Below are 20520 nucleotides of genomic sequence, written 5' to 3'. Positions count from 1 at the left end.
CTGTTACGTTCAAGACGACAATTAAGATTTTCGCGAGAGGTAATTCAATATTTCCAATAAACGCTCTGAGTTACCAGCCATTTGTAAGTCCGTTTTATATTTATTATTAACTACGAAAGCAGGAACCGCATTAATTTGATAAGTTCCCATGAGACTCATCCCATTTTGCACGCGCATATCAATTGCTGGGGAGTTTTCAAAGGCACTTTTAGCAATTTCTTTATCAACGCCTTGAGTAACAAAGAAATTGATCATCGCTTGTTTTGAATCCAGTGGTTTTCTGTCTTCTTGTATGGTTTTAAAGAGTAAAGGATTCATTTTATCAGAAAGCGCAAGGGTCTTTGCGGTATAGTAGGCTTTAGCATAGAGTTCCCAGGATGGTTTGAATACTACAGGAACGCGTTCGAATTGAATGTTATTACCCATTTTACTAACCCATGCATCCAGAGGCGCTTCTATTTTGTAACACCAAGGACAACCATAACTAAAAAACTCTTCAATGATGGGGGGGTTATTTTTATTATTTGTTGCTTGGGGATTGGTAACGATTTGATAATCTTTACCTTCAACAAATGACGCGGCTAAGGCTATTGCTGGAAAAAGAAAAAATACAGCGATTAATTTTTTTAACATAATTTAGTTCCCTAATGTAACCCTTCAATATAATGTGCAACTGCTTCCATATCATCTTGACTCATTCTACTGCTAATATCTTGCATGATATGGTTTAAATCATTTTTTCGCTTACCGTCTTTAAATGCATTTAATTGCAACACGGTATAAGCCGCATGTTGGCCAGAAAGCACCGGGAAGCCAGCCGGAGCGTTACCTGTACCTTTAGGACCATGGCAGGCGATACACGCCGTAATCCTTTTTGCAAAATCTCCCCCGCGGTAGATTTGCTCACCTCGTTTAAGAAATTTTTCGGGAGTGCTGCCTTGAGCCAGAGGCATTTTAGCATAATATACTGCCAAGTCATCCATATCTTGCTCGTTTAGGGCGGCAACGAGCGCCTTCATTGTAGGTGCATCACGTAAATTACTGTCTTTCATGTCGTGCAATTGTTTTATAAAATATTTGGGATGTTGTCCCGCGATATTAGGCCATTGGGGATTTGCACTATTGCCTTCTTGACCATGGCATGCAGTACACACTACTGCTTTTTTCATTGTGGAGGGATTTTCTTGGGCAAAAAGGACTAATGGAATAAACAGAATAAAAGTGAGTACAAATTTTTTCATCGATTTCTCATAATAAATTTACGAAGTAATGGTACACTGCCTTGGTTGAAATACCAAAATATTATAATTCTTATGTCAGAAAATCCTTATTCTAAAGCAGTATTCTTAAAAAGCGCAGCACGCGTATCTCAATTGCCTGAGGATTCAGGATATGAGGTTGCTTTTGCTGGCCGTTCAAACGCGGGAAAATCAAGTGCCTTGAATTGTTTAACAGGCATTAAAAATTTGGCGCGAACCAGTAAAACCCCTGGACGTACGCAATTAATTAATCTATTTGAAATCGATGAAGTACGTCGCCTTGTCGATCTACCAGGTTACGGTTATGCCAAAGTTGCTTTGCACGTGAAAATGGATTGGCAAAAAAATTTGGCCCATTATCTTGAAGTCAGGCAAAGTTTAAAAGGTCTGATTTTATTAATGGATATTCGCCATCCTTTAAAAGATTTAGATCTGATGATGGTCGATTGGGCTTTGGAACGCGAGCTCCCAGTCCATATTTTACTGACTAAATCAGATAAATTAAGCCGTAGCGAGGTAAAGAACACCTTATTTAAAGTTCGTAAACATTATGAATTGGCAGCACATTTGATTACGGTGCAATCTTTTTCTTCTTTGAAAAAAGAAGGGGTTCAGGAATTAATTGCTTTGTTAAATCAATGGCTTGATTTAGTATAGCCTGGAAAGCAAAAATTACAGTATTGAGCTCGAGCTGGCTCAGAAACCCTCTATTCTATTTCACTGATTGTTTTTAGAGTTAAAAATAGAGTTCTTTTTTAACTCTAAAAATTAAAAGCATTGTTCTTAAAATTCTCCTCATTGCAAAAAATACATCCCAATCCATGTGCATTGGCTGATGCGGATAATGTATTTATCACTTAATTGTCGCATTTTCCAATACTTTCTCTGCTTGCGCCATACGGTATTGTTTGATTGCATCCCGATATACAGGATATTTATTACCTAAAATCGTTACTGCCAAAATTGCAGCATTAATTGCACCTGCCTTACCTACAGCAAGAGTACCTACGGGGATTCCTGCAGGCATTTGCACTATGGATAAAAGTGCATCAAGACCATCAGTAAATGTCGATGAAGGCATGGGTACGCCCAAAACAGGTATTATTGTTTTGGCAGCAACAACACCAGGTAAATGAGCTGCGCCTCCAGCTGCAGCGATAAAAACTTCAACACCGCGTTGTTCTGCAGATTTAAGATAGTCAAACAAAGCATCAGGAGTGCGATGCGCTGATAATGCACGGACTTCATGAGGAATGTTGAATTTTTCCAGAGTCAGGCTGGCTTCTTCCATGATGGCCCAATCAGACTTTGATCCCATAAGTATTGATACAAGTATATTAGACATAATTCCCTCATTAATTCTATTTTATATTTATCTTTATTACATCGTAGCTTGAGTGCCGTGATGTAAAAACTCTGAGTTCCACGGCCATTGACTTAAAGATTCTTGTCATTCCCGCGAAGGCGGGAATCCATTCATAAATTGGCACTATGCCTTGTTAGAAATAGGTTCCGCCTTCGCAGGAACGACATCTTTTTCTTAAGTTAACAGCAGTGAACCTGAGTTCTATCAGTGGTTGCAATCCTGTTTATTGCTTCAACCAAAGCTGGCCCTTCCAATTCTTGTACTCTTGCTTTCAAAATTTCTGAAGTATCATTTGGTAAAACAGGGCATTTTTTTTGCAAAATAATAGGGCCCGCATCCACTTGTGCGGTAACAAAATGTACGGTGCATCCTGTTTCGACCTCAGCACCGGCTATAACCGCTTGATGTACATCGAGATTCATTAACCCTGCATAAGCAGGCAATAAAGACGGGTGAATATTGATTATTTTATTTTCCCAGTTGTCGACAAATTCGGCTGATAAGATGCGCATATAGCCAATTAATACAACAAGATCTATTTGATGGAACTTGAGTATTTTGGATAGTTCATGATCAAAATCGACGCGGCTGAGGCCTTGCGGATTAACGAACATGGATTTAATGCCGAAACGCGCTGCCTTTTCCAAAATGAGCGCGTCTGCTTTATTACTTAAGACCAGCTCTATGGACGCAGATAACTGCTGTTGCTTCATTGCAGCGACAAGGGTATTAAGATTAGTGCCTCGAGTTGAACCAAGGACGGCAATGCGAATCATGAGGTGCGTATCCTTTGCATGTGGTCAATGCGCTGCTGAATTAATTTTTTTGTACCTATATCCTGACGATGAAATAAAGGACCTTCAATTAATGAAATTTCATCCTCAGCATTCATTTCTGCAGCAAAAATCGAATCGGCAATGCCAACATAGGCGGCGGTGCGCGAACCTTCAGCAATAATTTGCTGATCGACCTGATTGACTGAAGAAAGATATAAATGATCTTGGCAAACTACCTTTGAGAAATCAACAGCAAAATTTTTCTTTGGCGCATCAGGATAACCTTCAGGAACCGTATATTTACAAACAGTAGCCTTTTTCGAGAATATGACGTGATCTGCGCTAAGGTTGTTGCTGACCATGGCTTGGCATAGGGCAACAAAATCGGACTCCAGAATGGATAACACGTTTAACGCTTCAGGATCACCAAAACGGGCATTGAATTCGATGACATAAATTCCATTTTTGGTGGCAATAAAACTGCCATATAAAATGCCAATATAAGGTTCACCACACTCTGCAGACAACGCTTGAAAAACTGCATTGTTAATCGCTAGAGCTTCTTGGACCTCATTTGCAGTTAAAAAAGGCAAACAATGATCGGTGTCTGAATAACTACCCATACCGCCGGTATTGGGCCCTTTATCACCATTATAAGCGCGTTTATGATCTTGGACTAAAGGCATAGGAATCAATTTTTTACCATCAGCGAAACACATAAAGGAAAATTCCTGGCCGATTAGTTTTTCTTCGATAAGAATCGTCTGTTTTTTATCGAGAATTTCCTGGCAAAAATTTAAGGCTTCAGCAATTGAATGCAGATGTTCTCCTGCAACTTTTACTCCTTTGCCTCCCATTAAGCCATTTGCTTTAATCACGTAATTGCCTTCGCCTAGCTCATTAAGAAATGTTTCAATGTGATTCAGCGCTGCGAATTTTTGATAACGCGGCAAACCAGCAATGTGATATTTTTGCATGAGATCACGCGCAAATTCTTTAGAGGTTTCTATTTGTGCCAATTCTTTTTTTGGGCCAATCGTAGGGATTCCTGCTTGCCATAATGCGTCAGCCATTCCTTTTTCAAGCGGTGCTTCAGGACCGATGATTGCTAATTCAATCCCCCAGAGCTTTGCCATGGACACTACTGCAGCGCAATCGGTAATATCGCCAACACCATATTGAACCGTTAATTTGTGGATTCCTGGATTGATCGCCGTGCCATAACAAAACAAGGAAGTATTTTGTGGGGAGCGGTGTAATGCTTTGATGAGTGCATGTTCACGTGCGCCAGAACCAATAACAAGAATGTTCATTCAATGATATCCTCTTTTTTTGCGGGGGTACTCAGCCTGCTGGTTTCTCGTTGCTGCTCGAGCTGTTTCATTTTTTCTGCAGTTAATTTTTTACAAAAATAATCGCCGTCCATGCACGCCATGCAGGGCTTTTTGATTTGATGTTCCCCCCGTCGGGTTACTGCTTCAATCAAATCTTCATGGGATTGATAAAGTAACACATCAACACCAAGATAGGCGGCAATTTCATCTTCACTTTGATTGGCCGCAATGAGCTCTTTACGAGAAGGAATATCAATCCCACTAAAACAAGGATTTTTAAGTGGTGGTGATGTGGACGCAAAATAAATGTTTTTGGCGCCAGATTCTCTTACCATCTTGACTATTTCCCGGGAAGTTGTGCCCCGGACAATACTGTCGTCGACAATCATCACCGTTTTATTTTTAATTTCGGTTCGTTGCGGCGTTAGTTTATAACGGATATTTCGACTTCTCGCCTTTTGATTGGGCATGATAAATGTACGGCCTATAAAAGGATTCTTATACAAACCCTCAGAGTATCTGATGCCTAACTCATGGGCAAAAGATAACGCTGCTGTATTTGCAGTAAAAGGGGCCGGAATGACGATATCCGGGATGAGATCAGGGTATTTTTTCTTCCACTGAAGCGCCAGATTTTGCCCCATACGTAGACGAGATCGGTACACGCTGACGTTATTGAGTGTTGCATCCGGACGGGCAAAATAAACATACTCAAACACACAAGGTTTAAATTCTTCGGTTTTCAGAACCCTGCGGTGTAATGTCCCATTAAGATCCACATAGGCTACTTCACCGGGTAAAATATCTCCCTTAGGTTCAAAGCCTAAGGCATAAAAAGGGGTTGTTTCTGATGCGAAAATAGTGTCTATAGTTCCATCTGGATTTTCACGCGTTCCCCAAACTAAAGGGCGAATACCATGAGGATCACGGAACGCAACAAGTCCCTTACCAATAATCACGGAAACAATGGAATAAGCCCCTTCAATTCGTTCAAAAATATGCGCGACTGCTTGCGTCAGCAATTCGAAAAAACTGTCATTATTTTCTTCGTTACTGGACGCATTGCTGGCCAGATTATCTGCCAGCATGAGTAATAGGGCTTCAGAATCAAGCGTAGAATTAAGATGACGATGTTGCTTTAAACGAATCTCGTCAGCCAGTTCCTGGTAATTGGACAGATTGCCATTATGAGCAAGTGCAATGCCGCGTGGGCTGCCAATCCATAAGGGTTGGACATCCGTTGCAGTATAACCGCCTGCGGTAGGGTAACGTACATGGCCAATGCCGATATTTCCCTGCAACACAGAAACATTCTCAGGAGTAAAAATTTCGCGTACCAAACCTAATCCATGTTTCGTATAGAAGCGCTGATCACAGGTCAGGATGCCAGCAGCATCTTGCCCCCGATGCTGCAAGTGAATCAGGCTCTCATACAATTCGTAAGCTACGGGTTCATGACTGTAAATACCTACTATCCCACACATTTGGTTATGCTACCCCAAGTAATTTGCAATATGACGCATGATTCGTTGCTCAGCAGGTTCTTTATGGTCTGCAAAATTGAACCTTTTACCTGTGATTCGTTCATACAATTGAATATAACGTGATGAGAGTTCTTTAATTAATTCTTGTGGTGCTTGTGGAAGTTGCTCATCGTGATAAGGATCTGAGTTTTTTGCAAACCATAACCGTAAAAATTCTTTATCAATATTTTCTGGTTCCAGTCCAGCTGCAATGCGTTCTTGATAGCTGTCAGCCAACCAATAACGACTGGAATCAGGAGTGTGAATTTCGTCAACAACAATAATTTTTCCTTGCGCATCGCGGCCAAATTCATATTTAGTATCTACTAAAATCAAACCATGATCTTTAGCAATTTCAGCGCCACGCTCGTAGAGTTTAAGGGCTAAAGCACTGGCTTCTAGCCAATCTTCTTCAGCCATCCATCCTTCTGAAACAATTTCAGCCGGAGTAATAGGGCGATCGTGAATTTTTTCTTTGGTCGTCGGAGTTAAAACAGGTTGCTCCAATTTTTGATTTTTACTTAAGCCTTCAGGAAAGGTAATGCCACAATAGTTACGTACTCCATTTTGATATTGAGTCCATAAAGAAGTACTGGTCGTGCCGCTGATATAACCTCTGACTACAAACTCAATCGGAAAAACAGTACATTTTTTGGCAATAACGACATTCGAGTCGGGAACAGCAATAATGTGGTTAGGGATAAGGTTTTGGGTTTGCTCAAACCACCAGGCACTGGTTAAATTAAGTACCGCGCCTTTATAGGGAATGAGTGCGAGATGTCGATCAAAGGCCGTGAGTCTATCTGTAGTAATGAGCATAATGGCATCACCAAGATCATACGAATCTCTTACTTTTCCTTGATATTTTTTCCCTACAGGCAAATTCGTTTGATCAAGGCAAAAAGCTAAAGCTTCGCGAATTTCATTATCATAACGAGTGGTCGTAGCGGTAGCATTCATGAGCATAAGGGTTCCCGATAATGTGAGTTAATAAAATAGGGTCGATTAACGCAGAGACATTGGTTTCATCGCTGGTAAATTGCCATAAGACGCCATGTCTTATTTTATTTATTTTTTGTACTGCATAGTGGGTATTAAGCGTTTGTAGTGTTTGTTGCCCTTTCAAGTCTTCTTTTGCACGCACCAGATAAGCTAAAGCATTTTGAGAGTCAAGCTTGCTTGCAAACACTTCGCGTTCTTTTCGATCGGAATACAAAAGTCCCGTATTTTTAAGTTGGGCAAACTGTTCTGCAGAATCACATGCAACTTCCCAATGCTCAAATCGATTTACCGTTACTGGAAAACCTAATCGTCTTAATGTTTTTTGTACGGTCAACGCTTGGTTATCGGTGATAATCAGTTTGACAAGGCAGATATGGCTGCTTGGAATTTTGTTGAAATGTTTGGGGTTGACTGTCATTCTATTCACTACGTCTTGCGACTTGTTCGCGGGATCCAGTGCTAGTAGGGCTTCTGGACTCCGCGAACAAGTCGCGGAGCGTAGGCTAGTCGGAACCTCACCTTCACCCAGGCTGCATTGATGTTCCTTGATGTAATCACGCATGGACGCAAAAATAGGATCGCCATTTATCGTGCGCTCAGGATGAGGCATCATGGCCATAACGTTCCCAGCTTGGTTGGTGATTGCAGCAATATTACCTGCAGAACCATTTGGATTAATGGGGAAATTATCAATGATCTTGCCTTGGGCATCACAATATAGAAATAAATTTAAGCCGTGTTTTTCGATTTCTTTTAATAAAGAATCCGGCATAAGAAATCGTCCTTGCGCATGGGCAATAGGAAGATGAACTAAATCTGTAGTTTTAAGATGGCGGGTAAACGCATTATGCTGGTGATTTTCTGCCAAGCGCATATGCACCCAGGCATTATAAAAACCTGTTCCTACTATTTTGCCGTTGGCAATACGCTTATTTTCTGTGAGCGACATACTGATATCATTTTGGTTGAAACCGGGGACTAAACCGGATTCAACGAGTATTTGCGCGCCATTACAGATTCCCACTACGGGCTTCCCTTTTTCGCTCTGTGCTTTGATTTCTTGAATTACCGGATCAAGTGCGGCAATAATTCCTGCGCGGGAGCGATCTTCGTAGGAAAACCCTCCGATAAGAATATAGCCATCCAGGTGACGTAATTTCTCTAAGGATTCATTCCACAAGAATTCAACAGGCTCCATGCCCACACGTTTTACAGCAAGCGCTGTTTCGCGTTCACAATTGGATCCTGGAAATTGAATTAAGCCAATACGTATCATAACAGCGTCACCTTTTGCTCTCCTCTTACAACCTGTCCAATTTCATAAAGAGGGAAAGTAGGAAAATCGCGGAGTACTTCGCGAACAGGAGTGAGTGTTTGTGGTGCTATAAAAAGTACTAAACCTGCACCCATATTAAAGGTACGATACATGTGTTCGTCATCCAGGTGCCCCAACTTGCGTAACAAATTAAATATAGGCAGTTCGGGAATTTGTTTTTTATGGATTTCCACAGAACAATGTTTGGGTAAAATACGCGGAATATTTTCCAGTAACCCGCCGCCGGTTATGTGGGCCATGCCTTTAATGGGAATGTTTTTTTCCAAAAGACTTAAAACAGGTCTGGTGTAATTCAGATGCGGTGTTAAAAGTTCTTCACCAATGCTGTGGGAAAAATCTTGAAATTGCGACTCAACTTTATAGCCGGCTACATCAAAGAGTAACTTTCTTGCGAGTGAATAGCCATTGGTATGCAAACCACTTGAAGGAAAGGTGACTACAAGATCGCCTTCACAAATCTCTTTTCCTTCAATCGCCTTATTTTTTTCTACGACGCCAGTAATGACGCCAACCAAATCAAGCTCGCCTGGTAGATAGGTACCTGGCATTTCAGCTGTTTCACCACCAACTAAAGAAATATGGTTTTCTTTGCAGGCTTTTACCATGCCGTTAACGATCTGTTCGATGATTTCCGGTTTTAATTTATCGTTGGCAATATAATCGAGCAGGGTAAGCGGTTTTGCTCCCAAAACAATAATGTCGTTGGTGGTGGCACTTACTAAATCAACACCAATGGTATCAAATTTTTGCATCATTTTGGCGACCATCATTTTGGTCCCAACACCATCAATGCTTTGCACAAGAACTGGATGCTCATAATCTTGCAGCAGGTTTTTGAGATCATACATGGCACCGAAACTGCCAATTCCAGTAAGGACTCGCGGCGAAAACGTGCTTTCTACCGCTTTTTTAATACTACGAACTGCTTCATTACCTGCTTCAATGTCTACACCTGCAGCTTTATAATCAATAATTGACATTATATGAGCCTCTCAACTAAACCATTTTTCCAGGCAGTTTTGGCTGCACTGATTGATAGATTGATAACCGAATTGATCATCAAGTTTGGGGTTGCTGTTGTTTCACCTATAGCTTGAAACGGTACAGAATATTTATGAAATATTTGTTCCAGCGCATTTACTTTTTCCGGAGAGACTTCGAGGATAAATCCGCCGCTTTCCGAAAACAGTTTTTTATCATTAGGTAACTCTCCGGGAATAAAAACATTCACCCCAATTTCATTTTTAAAACTCATTTCTGCTAGGGCAACTGCAATACCGCCTTCGGAAATATCATGTGCTGACAAAACCAGGCCTGCGTGTATGGCTGCATGTACTGCGGCAATTTCATCCGCAAATGCAGCAAGTTCGGGTTTGGGTAATTGACTGCCCAGCTGATTGTGCACTTGGTAATACACACTACCGCCACATTCATCTTTGCGTGCGCCAATCATTAAAAGCACTGAATGAGTCTCTTTGAAATCATAGGTTACTGTTTTGGAGTAATCGTTAATCGCGCCAATGCAACTGATGATGGGGCTTGGTGGAATCGCACCTTGAGCCGATTCATTATAAAGAGACACGTTACCTGAAATAATAGGCAGGCTTACGTTGCGATCGGTAAACATTTTTACTGCAGCACATGCATCGACTATGCCACGTACTGAATCAACAAACTCGCCCATTTGTTCGGTATTTTCAGGATTACCAAAACACAGGCAGTCTGTTAGAGCAAGAGGCCATGCGCCCACTGCAATGATGTTACGTACTGATTCAACAACTGCATTGACAGCACCCCAATACGCGTCAATTTTGTTATAACGCGGATTATGATCGACCGATAAGGCAACAGCAGTTCGTCGAATTTCTTCCGGATATTTATCCTCATTAAATGGAGTAATCACTCCAGCATCGGCCCATCCTGGTTCAACGAATGAACGACCTTGGACCTGTTTGTCATAACTTTCGTAAATAGGGGCACGTGATGCAATGTTTTCATGAGCAAGTAAACTGAGTAATTCTGCATTGAAATCGCTTACTGGAATATGTTCTGGTTCACTATAAGTGCTTTGTTTCGTACTGAAGGGGCGATCATAAAGAATCCCTTTAGTAATGTCTTCTGCGCGTGCGGAAACAATTTCTTTGCCCTGGGCCTTCACCACATATAAACCATCGTTTCTTATTTGACCCACAACAGTTGCTTGTGCTCCATCACAGATTTCTGGAAGAGCAAAACGTTCGTTGTAATGTTTTAGGAAGGTATCAACCAGTTCTTTGGGAACAACCCACATGAAGCGTTCCTGAGTTTCAGAACATAAGACGACAGCGGGTAATAAATTGTTCATGCTGGTTGGCACCAGATCAAGATTGATTTCTGCCCCATAGCCGCTGGCTTCCGCCAATTCAACGCTGGCACAAGCAATTCCTCCTGCGCCCAGGTCTTTGAAGCCAACGCGATCGATTAGATTTTTTTCGCGCAGAAATTCAAACATGGCATAATTGGCTTTAAGGATATGGCGTTGTAAAAAAGCATTAGGCTCTTGTACCGCCCCTTTATTTTGCTCTTGTTGCTCTTCACTCAGTGTTGCTGAAGCAAAAGCTGCACCGCCAAAACCGCTATTGTCTGTAGGTTTGCCAACTAATATAAATTGATAGCCTTCTGCATTGGCTGGCGCATAGGAATGAATAATGTGATCTTCTCTGACGACCCCTAAAGTGACTACAGTGACCAGACAGTTTTCATTATAGGCTTCATCATAATAAGTATCACCACCTAAATTGGGGATGCCAAGAGGATTTGCGTAACCCGCGATTCCTTGAACTACTCCTTGATGTATCCATTTTGTTTTGGGACGATTAATATCGCCAAAGCGCAAACTGTCGGCAACGGCGATGACCTCCGCTCCCATACAACAGACGTCACGCACATTTCCGCCTACTCCTGTTGCTGCACCTTCGAAGGGTACGAGCTGCGAGGGGTGGTTATGTGATTCATGACTCACTACGATGCCATAGCGCCTGTTTTGTTTATCAATGGTTACAGCAACAATTCCTGCATCTTCTTTAGGGCCGAGAATAACGTGGGGTGCTTTCGTGTTAAATTGGTTAAGATGTTTGCGACTACTTTTATAAGAACAATGTTCAGAACCTTGGATGGACCATAAAATACATTCCGCATAAGTTGGTGGTCGCTTTAATAAGGAGTTCTGAATGGTAAGGGCTTCATCGGGAGTTAGGCGCACGCTAAAACGTTGGAGTAATTTGGCTATTTCCTCCAAGGACAGCTGAGAAAAATCAAAACAATCCGGGGCTTCTTGCATTTTAGGGGATCTGACCTATAGCTAAAACGTCACCAATTTTAATTGTTTTTCGCTTATAAAGCAATACATTTTTTGCATTTACTTGACAATTTGGTCAAAAATTGAGAATTTTGGGGCGAGTGTTTTTGTAACCTGGCTGCTGCCCAGTCCAGGTTCAAGAGAACAAGATTTCAGGCTCAAAAGTTCAAAAAAGTAATTATATTAAATAAATTTTCTCTTATTGCTTTATGCTGGAGATAATCACAAATTTAAAGAGAAATCTAGTATTACATAGATAAATCTATTACCACATAACAAATTTTTTATATCACGCCTACATACCGCACTTTATGCTGAGAGTTCCTCAAAAAATTAAACAAAAAAATACGTATTATACAGTCTGCAGTGATATCGAAAGGTTGTTATCCCTGCGCAGGGATGACGGAATGTGCAGGGATGACAGAATACAGGAAAATTTCGCATTGTTTAGGATTACTTCGATTCCTCCCACAATTTCTCAACAATTTGTGGATCTGCCAAAGTGGAGATATCCCCAAGCTCATCCAGACTCTGGATTTCTTTGCCTGCAATCTTGCGCAAAATGCGCCGCATGATTTTACCTGAACGTGTTTTAGGTAAATCATTAGCAAAATGAATGACATCGGGTTTTGCGATAGGCCCTATTTCTTTATTGACTTGTTGGAGTAATTGTTCTTTCAAGGTAGTATCAGCAGTGAAGTCCTGTTTTAAAATGACATAGGCGTAAATGCCCTGGCCTTTAAGATCATGGGGGATACCTACTACAGCTGCTTCCGTAACAGCAGGATGGCTCACCAGCGCGCTTTCGATTTCTGCAGTACCTAAGCGATGTCCTGATACGTTAATCACATCATCTACCCGTCCGGTAATCCAATAATCACCGTCTTCATCTCGTTTTGCGCCATCTCCTGTTATGTAATAGCCATGGTGTAAATAGGTCATGCAATAACGTTGGTGATCGCCAGCGATTGTTCTGGCCATAGAGGGCCAAGGGTATTTGATTGCCAGAAACCCTTCACCAGCCCCCGCTATTTCATGGCCATGTTCATTGAGCAATACAGGAATGACGCCTGGGATTGGTTGACGCGCTGAACCCGGCTTTTTAATCGGATCATCAGCTCTGGGACTAATCATTATTGCTCCGGTTTCAGTTTGCCACCAGGTATCTACTATTTGGCATCTGTTTTGCCCTACTTTTTGATAATACCATTGCCATGCTTCAGGATTAATGGGTTCCCCTACTGATCCCAGTAATCGCAAGGAACTTCGAGAACTGGATGCTAACCATTCATCGCCTGCGCGCATTAAGGCGCGTATCCCTGTGGGTGCAGTATAAAACACATTGACCTGATGCTTATCAATGATTTGCCAATCTCTGGAAGAATCAGGCCAAGTGGGAATTCCTTGAAAAATCAAGGTCGTAATTCCATTACAAAGTGGGCCATAAACTACATAGCTATGCCCTGTAACCCACCCTATATCTGCAGTACACCAAAATACTTCATCTTTTTGACAATTAAAGATTAATTCGTGCGTGTACGCTGTCTGCACCAGATATCCTCCGGTTGTATGGACTACCCCTTTAGGTTGGCCAGTACTTCCAGAAGTGTATAATATGAACAGAGGATCTTCTGCATCCATGGGTTCGGGCTCGCAGTGGGGGCTTACATTGTCCTTAAGCTCATGCCACCAACACTCTTTATTTTTATCAAAGGCACTAGAATCATCACTTGTTTTTATGAGTAGTCTTTGTAAGGGTAAATCATGGCATGCTTCATCAACCTGTTTCTTTAAAGCAATTATTTTACCGCCTCGACTGAAATGGTTTGCGGTGATGAGACAGGTACATTCTGAGGCGAGTATCCGTTGTCTTAATGCGTTGGCAGAAAAACCGGCAAAGATGACTGTATGTACTGCACCAATACGTGTACAAGCAAGCATGGCAATTGCTGCCTCAGGGATCATAGGTAAATAGATGGCTACTTTATCCCCTTTTTTTACTTTTAACTGTTTGAGCACATTACTCATACGGCATACTTCAGCATGTAACTCAGCAAAGGTCAGGGTTTTTTGTTGGGTTGGCTCATCGCCTTCCCAAATAATTGCTGGTTGATTCGCTTTTTGTGGTAAATGCCTGTCTAAACAGTTCATGCTGACATTCAATTTTCCCCCTTTAAACCAGGTTACATCACCGTGTTTTAATCCCCCAGTGAGCGCTGTATCCCAAGGTTGAAGCCAATCTATGGTTTGTTGCGCCACTTCAGACCAAAATTCAGTTATTGAATCTTCCGTTGGCGTTAATTTGGGATTGAATAAATGAGCATGCATATTATACCTCTTCGCCTTGGGAAATTAGTTTAATAATTGCGGAGAAATCGGAATCACCCATACCTTGGTCAATAAAATGCTGATAAATAGCTGTTGCTTTGGCACCTAATGGAGTATTTACATTGACTGAGTGTGCTGAATCTTGACTGAGCAGCAAATCCTTAAGCATCATTGCTGCCGCAAATCCAGGTTTGTACTCGTTGTTGGCAGGAACATTTTCTAACACGCCGGCAACAGGTGCATATTTGGTCATCGCCCAGCATTGACCTGAAGCATTGCTTACCACTTCAAAGAGTTTTTGCGGGGACAATTGCAGTTGTTCTGCGAGAATAAAGGCTTCTGAAATGGCAATCATGGAGATCCCTAAAATCATGTTATTACATATTTTTGCTGCCTGCCCACTTCCTGCGCCGCCAGTATGAATTATTTTTTGCCCCATAGCTGCCAGGATAGGCTTCGCAGCATGAAACGCGTCTTCTTCGCCTCCAACCATGAACGTTAGTGTGGCTGCTCCTGCTCCGGCTACACCTCCAGAGACAGGCGCATCAACGACTTGCAGCTGGTGTTGTTTGGCCAGATTATGAAGTTCACGTGAACTGTTGACGTCTATGGTGGAGCAATCAATATATAAAGCGCCTTTTTTTGCGGTTTGGAACAGTCCATTAGCGCCGTGGCAAACGTTCAACACTTGTTGCCCATTTTGCAGCATCGTAATCAAGGCATCTTTTTCTTTGGCGACTTCCTGGGCGTTTTGCGCGATCAGGCCACCTGCTTGAGAAAAATGCTGTAAAGCAGATTGCTGTAGGTCATATCCAGTAACCTGATGTCCTGCTTTAACAAGATTGATAGCCATGGGTAAGCCCATATGCCCGAGTCCCACAAATCCTATTTTTGCCATTGAATTCTCCGTGTAATGTACCAATGTAGCCTGGGTGAAGGCGAAGCCGTAACCCGAGGGATTCCGTATGATAAACCCGGGTTACGCTGCGCTGCACCCAGGCTACATTAATTATTCTATTGCCTTAATCATGCGTTGGCATAATAAAAGCACTTTCGTTAATTTCACTCACAGGCCATTTACTGGTAACTGTTTTGCGTCGGGTATAGAAATTGATGCTTTCTTGTCCATGCATGTTGGTGTCACCAAAAGAAGAATGTTTCCAACCGCCAAAAGGATGATTGGCAACAGGGACAGGAATAGGAATGTTGATCCCCACCATGCCCACTTGTACGCGCTGGCTGTATTCACGAGCACTAAATCCATCGCGGGTGAAAATTGCAGTTCCATTGCCGTACTGGTTTCTATTGACTAAATCAAGCGCCTCATCAAAATGATTGACACGAACAATCACAAGAACTGGCCCGAAAATTTCATTTTGATAAATAGACATATCTTCATTAACATGATCAAACAAACACGGGCCCATGAAGAAGCCCTGTGGATGTTCAGAATGTTTAAATGCTCTGCCATCAATAATTAATTTTGCTCCTTCATTTACGCCTTTATCTACAGCTGCCAAGACTTTTTCTCGATGTGCTCCGCTGATCAATGGCCCCATATCGGTATTAGGTACATCACCTGCATTGATGTGCATCGCTTTGATTTGCGGTGTCATTTTTGCAATTAGAGCATCCGCTGTATGTTCGCCTACAGCAACAACCACAGAAATGGCCATGCATCGTTCGCCTGCGGAACCATATGCTGCACCCACAATCGCAGCAGCAGCTTGATCCAGATCCGCATCAGGCATTACGATACAATGGTTTTTTGCTCCACCAAATGTATGCGCGCGTTTTCCATAAGATGTTGCTGTAGTATAAATGTGTTGAGCAACCGGTGTAGAAGCAACCGCAGTAAAGGCAACAATATCTGGATGAGCGAGCAGATGGTCTACTGTCGTTTTATCACCATGCACGCAATTGGCAACGCCATTTGGAAGTCCTGCGTCACTTAATAATTCCAACAAACGGACAGGGGCAGAAGGATCTTGTTCCGAGGGTTTCAAGATAAAAGTGTTACCACAAGCAATCGCTGGAATCATCATCCATACTGGAACCATAACCGGGAAATTAAAAGGAGAAACGCCCGCACATACCCCTATGGGTTGTCTTAATGTATGACAATCAATCCCATTGGTTACGTCAGCGGAAAAATCTCCTTGAAGTTGATTGACCAGGCCGCAATGTAATTCCACTACTTCAATAGCTCGTGCTACAGAACCTTTGGCATCATCTAAAGTCTTACCATGTTCGCGGGTGATGATGCGTGCGAGATCCATTTGGTTTTTTTCTAATAAATCGCGGAACTTAAAAAGGATTCGTGCTCTTTTAATTGCTGGGGTTTGTGCCCATCCTATCCCTGCTTCTTTGGCAGTGGCAATTGCTTTATCACAAAGTGATTTGGACGCAAAATGAACTTGACCGACTACTTCTCCCAGAGCTGGATTATAAATAGCGTGGCTTGTAGTATCCTCAGTGATTAATTGGCCACCAATATAATGTTGAACAATATAGCTCATTAGCAAACTCCTTTTTATTATTTTTATCAAATTAAGTGATTATTGTAATTGTTTCATGGAATTATTTATACAATAATAACGAAGAGATTAGGACTAAAATAACCTCTTTTTGAATCGCTTTGCACCGGCGTTATTTTGAACTGGGGTAAGTAGTTAAGGAAATTAATCGATGGGAAAAGGAATTATTTTACGTGTACCTTATGGTACCGAATTACCACACGAAGTACTCCAGGCCTTAGAAATTCGCTTTCCTGGCTATATTCTAGAAACTTACCACCAGAAGCCCGATAATCACCGCAGTTATGAGCGACGGATTAATAGTTTTCGTAATGCGTTCTCCTTTCTTCTTGATGCATACCCACTACCGCCTCAGAGCAGCTTTTTAGCCAAAAGCACTTTGGAAGAATATGTAGGTGAATGTAAAGATAGTGCATTAGAAGCAAAGGGCTCACCGGATGAACTGCATGTAGAGTTGGAACGATATACTGCCAAATTACTGGAAGTGATTGCTTTGGTATGGGGTGTTTCTATTAAAGAAGCATTTGAGCTTTTGAACGAGGCGGAGCAGTATGACTTAATGCGTCATGGCCGCTATGATCTGGCAACATTAACGCCTATGAAGCTGGGAGAGGATGACTATATTATCCAGCTCGACGAGTCACTTCCTCCTTACTACGATCAATTTCTAAATGAATTAAAGCAAATAAAAAAAGAAAAATATCCGAAAACTCCACCCTGGTTTTATGCTCTTAATGAGTATCAACAAGCTTATTTTTGCAATCTGGATCGAGCAATCGAAAGCCCTACTGAAGTGGTTCATGATTTTAATGATTTCTTACTCAATTGGAAATCAATAAAAAAGAAAGCAATCAGTTTGGTTACAGACCTACAACAAATTGCTACGGGATCTTCACCGCTTCCTGCATGGTTTAATCAGCTGAGCCCGCATCTGCGAGAAATGATGCGAATTTTGGCGGCTGACCCTTATAATTTGGATAAAAACTTAAACCAGTTTAAAACGCTGCTCACCTCAGAGAATTTTAAGAGGGAATGCGCTGACACAGTGGGGCACATTTCAAGTATTCCACAATGGTATTGGGTATTACCTCATCATCAGCAGTTTTTCCTGGGGCATGTACTTAAAGAGTTTGAGCGGGAAGAAGATGCAGTTACCTTTTTATCCAGCCGCCATCGAACACTGCCTTTACCTGCAAATTATGCGGCTCACAGTTTATTGGCAGTAAGCCGTGAAGGAAAAATTCGTGAACTCTCCAAGAAGCGGTATCGCTCGAGCCATATTGCCACGCGTGATGGATTGGAATGGCCACAGGCAGTTCAACAGCGCCATAGCGATTCAAATCTTGCTAAAGTGATGGAGCATTCGAAGTCAGAGCAGCTTGCACTGTTACAAACGCTGATTAGTCCAATTCATGCAGCAGACTATGTGCCGAACTGGATAACGGATTATTTACCAACATTACCTCCGGATTTGGAGCTGTACAAATTAGCGCGAGCTGCTGTAGAACGGCGAGCAAAAACGCAAGCAATTCTCCAAAGCAATCACCCCTATAATATAGCAAAACGGATTTATTATACTCCGTCAAATGATAAAGACGGTTTGAATTTATTGGCTGTTGCGAAAAAATATGTTTCTTCGACCCCAGGGCTGCAGACGCTTTTGGAGCAATATAAAAGTGTTTTAGAGTCAAAACCAGGGACGGCAACGATTTTTGATTATGCTGGCAGAGAATTGTTTTTGAGTTCTTTGGAGCAGCTGATTATTTTGGCTATTGGTGGCTATTCTTATGGTTCTTGTGTGAGCGGCAAGGACAGGAAAGCGATTGAGCTTATTCACACTGATGCCATGATCCTTTATAAAGAACTCTATGGAAGCTGGCCTGTATTTGATGAACTTTCGGATAAAAAAAATCGCATTCGTTTTGTGTCCTTGGTCGCTGATTTGTATATGAGCCGCCATCAGCATGAACATGCAGGGCATAATGCGCCAGGATCCGAGGGAATAAAAACTCCTGATTGGTATTTACCAGAAGATATAGCCACTGAGATTACCAAACGCCTGGATAATGAGCGGGCGCTTAAAGAGGATGACCGGATTGCCACTGATAATGAAGTGAAAAATATTTTTATTGGCGGTTCTAAAAAAGTAAAAGAATATTTATTCCCTGGAAATACACTGCTTTGTCGTTTGGCTGCGCGACAATTAGGTAAAACAAATTGCAATCGGCTTTATGATGCCTTACATCCATTAATTAATGAAAAAAGCCTGTTTACTCCGATAGATTCAGGGTCACGGTGGTCTGCAGTATTTTTTCCTGAGCCGCCGACTAGCCCTGATGGAATACAGAAAATTTTTGATTTAATGCAGAATCCATCCGCTGGGAAAGATAATATTGTTCGGGTTGAAAAGATACTCCAAATTGCATTAGAGCGGCCCGAGTCAGACGAAAGCCGTACCGAGGCTACTAATTCAGTTTATGGTCGTTTACGCGCATTTTTAAGGCCAAATAATGACGCCCTTTTTCCTGAGTTAGTTGAAAAGACAGTAAAAGAATGGAGCGATTTGTTTACTAAGTCTAAAGAGTCATATCTTAATGAGGTAAATAGTTTATAAGGGAACGTTAGGATGAAGCAAAGCGCAAAGAAATAGGGGGTAGTATCAAACTAATTTCCGAGTTGCTCGCTTTGCTTCACTCAACTACAGTGGAGAAGCTTTAGGATTTTTTAATTAGAGTAAATGCTCAAGTCCATAGATTAATGTAGATAATCCTGTTACTTTCTGACATGACAAAACAATTCCAGGCATAAAACTACGTCGGTCAATGCAGTCATCCGTAATGGTTAGTGTTTCGCCTACACTACCAAAAATGACTTGTTGGCGGGCAATCACGCCAGGCAGACGCAAGGAATGAATATTGACCTCACAGTGTACTCCTCCGCGTGCACCAGGAATTAGTTCTTTAAGATGTAATTTGCTCTTAGGATTCTTTCGTGCTGCGGCAATCATTTCAGCAGTTTTTAAAGCAGTTCCAGATGGTGCATCTAGTTTTTGTTGATGATGTGCTTCAATAATTTCTACTTCAGGCAAGTATTCAGCAGCTTTGGCGGCAAAGAGCATCATCAAGACCGCACTTATAGAGAAGTTAGGAACAATAATTCCTCCCAGACGGCGGCTTTCACATAAAGCAGTTAATTCTTTAATTTGCTCAGGAAGCAGTCCAGATGTGCCAATAACAGGATGTGCACCGTGATTGATAATCGTGAGGCTATTTTGGTAAACACAATCTGCACGAGTCAGATCAATAACAATTTGCGCTTTAGTGTCTTTGATGGCTTGTGCCAAATCATCTTCTTTGCCAAGTTGTGCGACTAATTCAAATTCCTTATGGTTTTGCAGGGTTTCGCAGGCTAGGGAGCCCATTTTACCTTTGGACCCATTAACAATAACACGAGTTAACATAGTTCTCCTTTATGAAATAAGTTATTTTTTTTCTTTTGAGGGAGGATAGTGTGTTCGCCATGCCCAAATGGTTGCAAAAGGCCATCCAATCACTGTAGCTTGTAAGGCTAAGGAAACAAATGCTGCACCAGGATTATCATTCATTAAGAACACAATCCATGGAAAAAACACGGAAAGAAATAGCATAAACATTTTTTGTATGAAATTTGTCATATATGCTCCATACGTATTCAAATGATATATCGGGCTAGATATATCAACG

At 41.7% G+C, this 20520-nt stretch carries 17 protein-coding genes; 2 read left to right on the top strand and 15 right to left on the bottom strand.

All coding sequences use genetic code 11. The features are described 5' to 3' along the window. Positions 1–21: 21 nt before the first annotated feature. Together A8O27_RS04030 and A8O27_RS04025 are read right to left on the bottom strand one after the other, a co-directional pair. A complete protein-coding gene (locus tag A8O27_RS04030; RefSeq protein ID WP_058458366.1) occupies positions 22–633 on the bottom strand; it encodes a thiol:disulfide interchange protein DsbA/DsbL in 612 nt (203 codons plus the stop codon). Between the two features lie 11 nt (positions 634–644). Then, the gene (locus tag A8O27_RS04025; protein ID WP_058458367.1) at positions 645–1241 is read right to left on the bottom strand and encodes a c-type cytochrome; all 597 of its coding nucleotides are present in this window, start codon (positions 1239–1241) and stop codon (positions 645–647) included. 72 nt (positions 1242–1313) lie between these two features. Here A8O27_RS04025 and yihA point away from each other — a divergent pair, with 72 nt between their 5' ends. Then, positions 1314–1916, top strand: a complete 603-nt coding sequence (gene yihA, locus A8O27_RS04020; RefSeq protein ID WP_058458368.1) for a ribosome biogenesis GTP-binding protein YihA/YsxC — start codon at positions 1314–1316, stop codon at positions 1914–1916. A gap of 196 nt (positions 1917–2112) precedes the next feature. Here yihA and purE read toward each other — a convergent pair whose 3' ends face one another. The 11 genes from purE to A8O27_RS03965 form a co-directional block, all read right to left on the bottom strand. Continuing rightward, the gene (purE, locus tag A8O27_RS04015; protein WP_058458369.1) at positions 2113–2604 is read right to left on the bottom strand and encodes a 5-(carboxyamino)imidazole ribonucleotide mutase; all 492 of its coding nucleotides are present in this window, start codon (positions 2602–2604) and stop codon (positions 2113–2115) included. A gap of 200 nt (positions 2605–2804) precedes the next feature. Next, the gene (gene purN, locus A8O27_RS04010; RefSeq protein WP_058458370.1) at positions 2805–3401 is read right to left on the bottom strand and encodes a phosphoribosylglycinamide formyltransferase; all 597 of its coding nucleotides are present in this window, start codon (positions 3399–3401) and stop codon (positions 2805–2807) included. Beyond that, positions 3398–4714: a phosphoribosylamine--glycine ligase gene (gene purD, locus A8O27_RS04005; protein ID WP_058458371.1), complete on the bottom strand. Its 1317-nt coding sequence runs from the start codon at positions 4712–4714 to the stop codon at positions 3398–3400. Before purD ends, purN begins: the two co-directional genes overlap by 4 nt. After that, on the bottom strand, positions 4711–6219 hold the full coding sequence (purF, locus tag A8O27_RS04000; protein WP_058458372.1) for an amidophosphoribosyltransferase: 1509 nt from the start codon (positions 6217–6219) through the stop codon (positions 4711–4713). Before purF ends, purD begins: the two co-directional genes overlap by 4 nt. A gap of 9 nt (positions 6220–6228) precedes the next feature. Beyond that, positions 6229–7224 (bottom strand): phosphoribosylaminoimidazolesuccinocarboxamide synthase, encoded by a 996-nt coding sequence (locus tag A8O27_RS03995; RefSeq protein ID WP_058458373.1) that lies wholly within the window; start codon positions 7222–7224, stop codon positions 6229–6231. Then, on the bottom strand, positions 7187–8536 hold the full coding sequence (gene purQ / locus A8O27_RS03990) for a phosphoribosylformylglycinamidine synthase I (RefSeq protein ID WP_058458374.1): 1350 nt from the start codon (positions 8534–8536) through the stop codon (positions 7187–7189). The genes A8O27_RS03995 and purQ overlap by 38 nt, the downstream gene beginning before the upstream one ends. Continuing rightward, positions 8533–9576 carry a phosphoribosylformylglycinamidine cyclo-ligase gene (gene purM / locus A8O27_RS03985; RefSeq protein ID WP_058458375.1) on the bottom strand — a complete coding sequence of 348 codons (1044 nt, stop codon included), beginning with the start codon at positions 9574–9576 and terminating at the stop codon, positions 8533–8535. The genes purQ and purM overlap by 4 nt, the downstream gene beginning before the upstream one ends. Then, complete coding sequence (purL, locus tag A8O27_RS03980; protein ID WP_058458376.1) at positions 9576–11915, bottom strand: phosphoribosylformylglycinamidine synthase subunit PurL; 2340 nt, start codon at positions 11913–11915, stop codon at positions 9576–9578. Before purL ends, purM begins: the two co-directional genes overlap by 1 nt. Positions 11916–12386: 471 nt before the next feature. After that, positions 12387–14261 (bottom strand): acetate--CoA ligase, encoded by a 1875-nt coding sequence (gene acs, locus A8O27_RS03975; protein WP_058458377.1) that lies wholly within the window; start codon positions 14259–14261, stop codon positions 12387–12389. 1 nt (position 14262) lies between these two features. After that, a complete protein-coding gene (gene mmsB / locus A8O27_RS03970) occupies positions 14263–15159 on the bottom strand; it encodes a 3-hydroxyisobutyrate dehydrogenase (RefSeq protein WP_058458378.1) in 897 nt (298 codons plus the stop codon). Between the two features lie 124 nt (positions 15160–15283). Continuing rightward, positions 15284–16780, bottom strand: a complete 1497-nt coding sequence (locus A8O27_RS03965) for a CoA-acylating methylmalonate-semialdehyde dehydrogenase (RefSeq protein WP_058458379.1) — start codon at positions 16778–16780, stop codon at positions 15284–15286. Positions 16781–16949: 169 nt separating this feature from the next. On the opposite strand from A8O27_RS03965, the gene A8O27_RS03960 reads away from it, so the two are divergent. Further along, positions 16950–19412: a hypothetical protein gene (locus tag A8O27_RS03960; RefSeq protein ID WP_058458380.1), complete on the top strand. Its 2463-nt coding sequence runs from the start codon at positions 16950–16952 to the stop codon at positions 19410–19412. A gap of 114 nt (positions 19413–19526) precedes the next feature. Here A8O27_RS03960 and dapB read toward each other — a convergent pair whose 3' ends face one another. Both dapB and A8O27_RS03950 read right to left on the bottom strand, forming a co-directional pair. After that, positions 19527–20258, bottom strand: coding sequence for a 4-hydroxy-tetrahydrodipicolinate reductase (gene dapB, locus A8O27_RS03955; RefSeq protein ID WP_058458381.1), 732 nt, complete (start codon positions 20256–20258; stop codon positions 19527–19529). A 21-nt stretch (positions 20259–20279) separates the two neighbouring features. Beyond that, a complete protein-coding gene (locus A8O27_RS03950) occupies positions 20280–20471 on the bottom strand; it encodes a hypothetical protein (protein WP_058458382.1) in 192 nt (63 codons plus the stop codon). Positions 20472–20520: the final 49 nt, after the last annotated feature.

The organism is Legionella bozemanae, assembly GCF_001648595.1.
Classification (GTDB): Bacteria; Pseudomonadota; Gammaproteobacteria; order Legionellales; family Legionellaceae; genus Legionella; species Legionella bozemanae.
The sequence above is the reverse complement of the archived record's forward strand: the minus strand, read 5'-3'. Positions and strand labels throughout refer to the sequence as shown.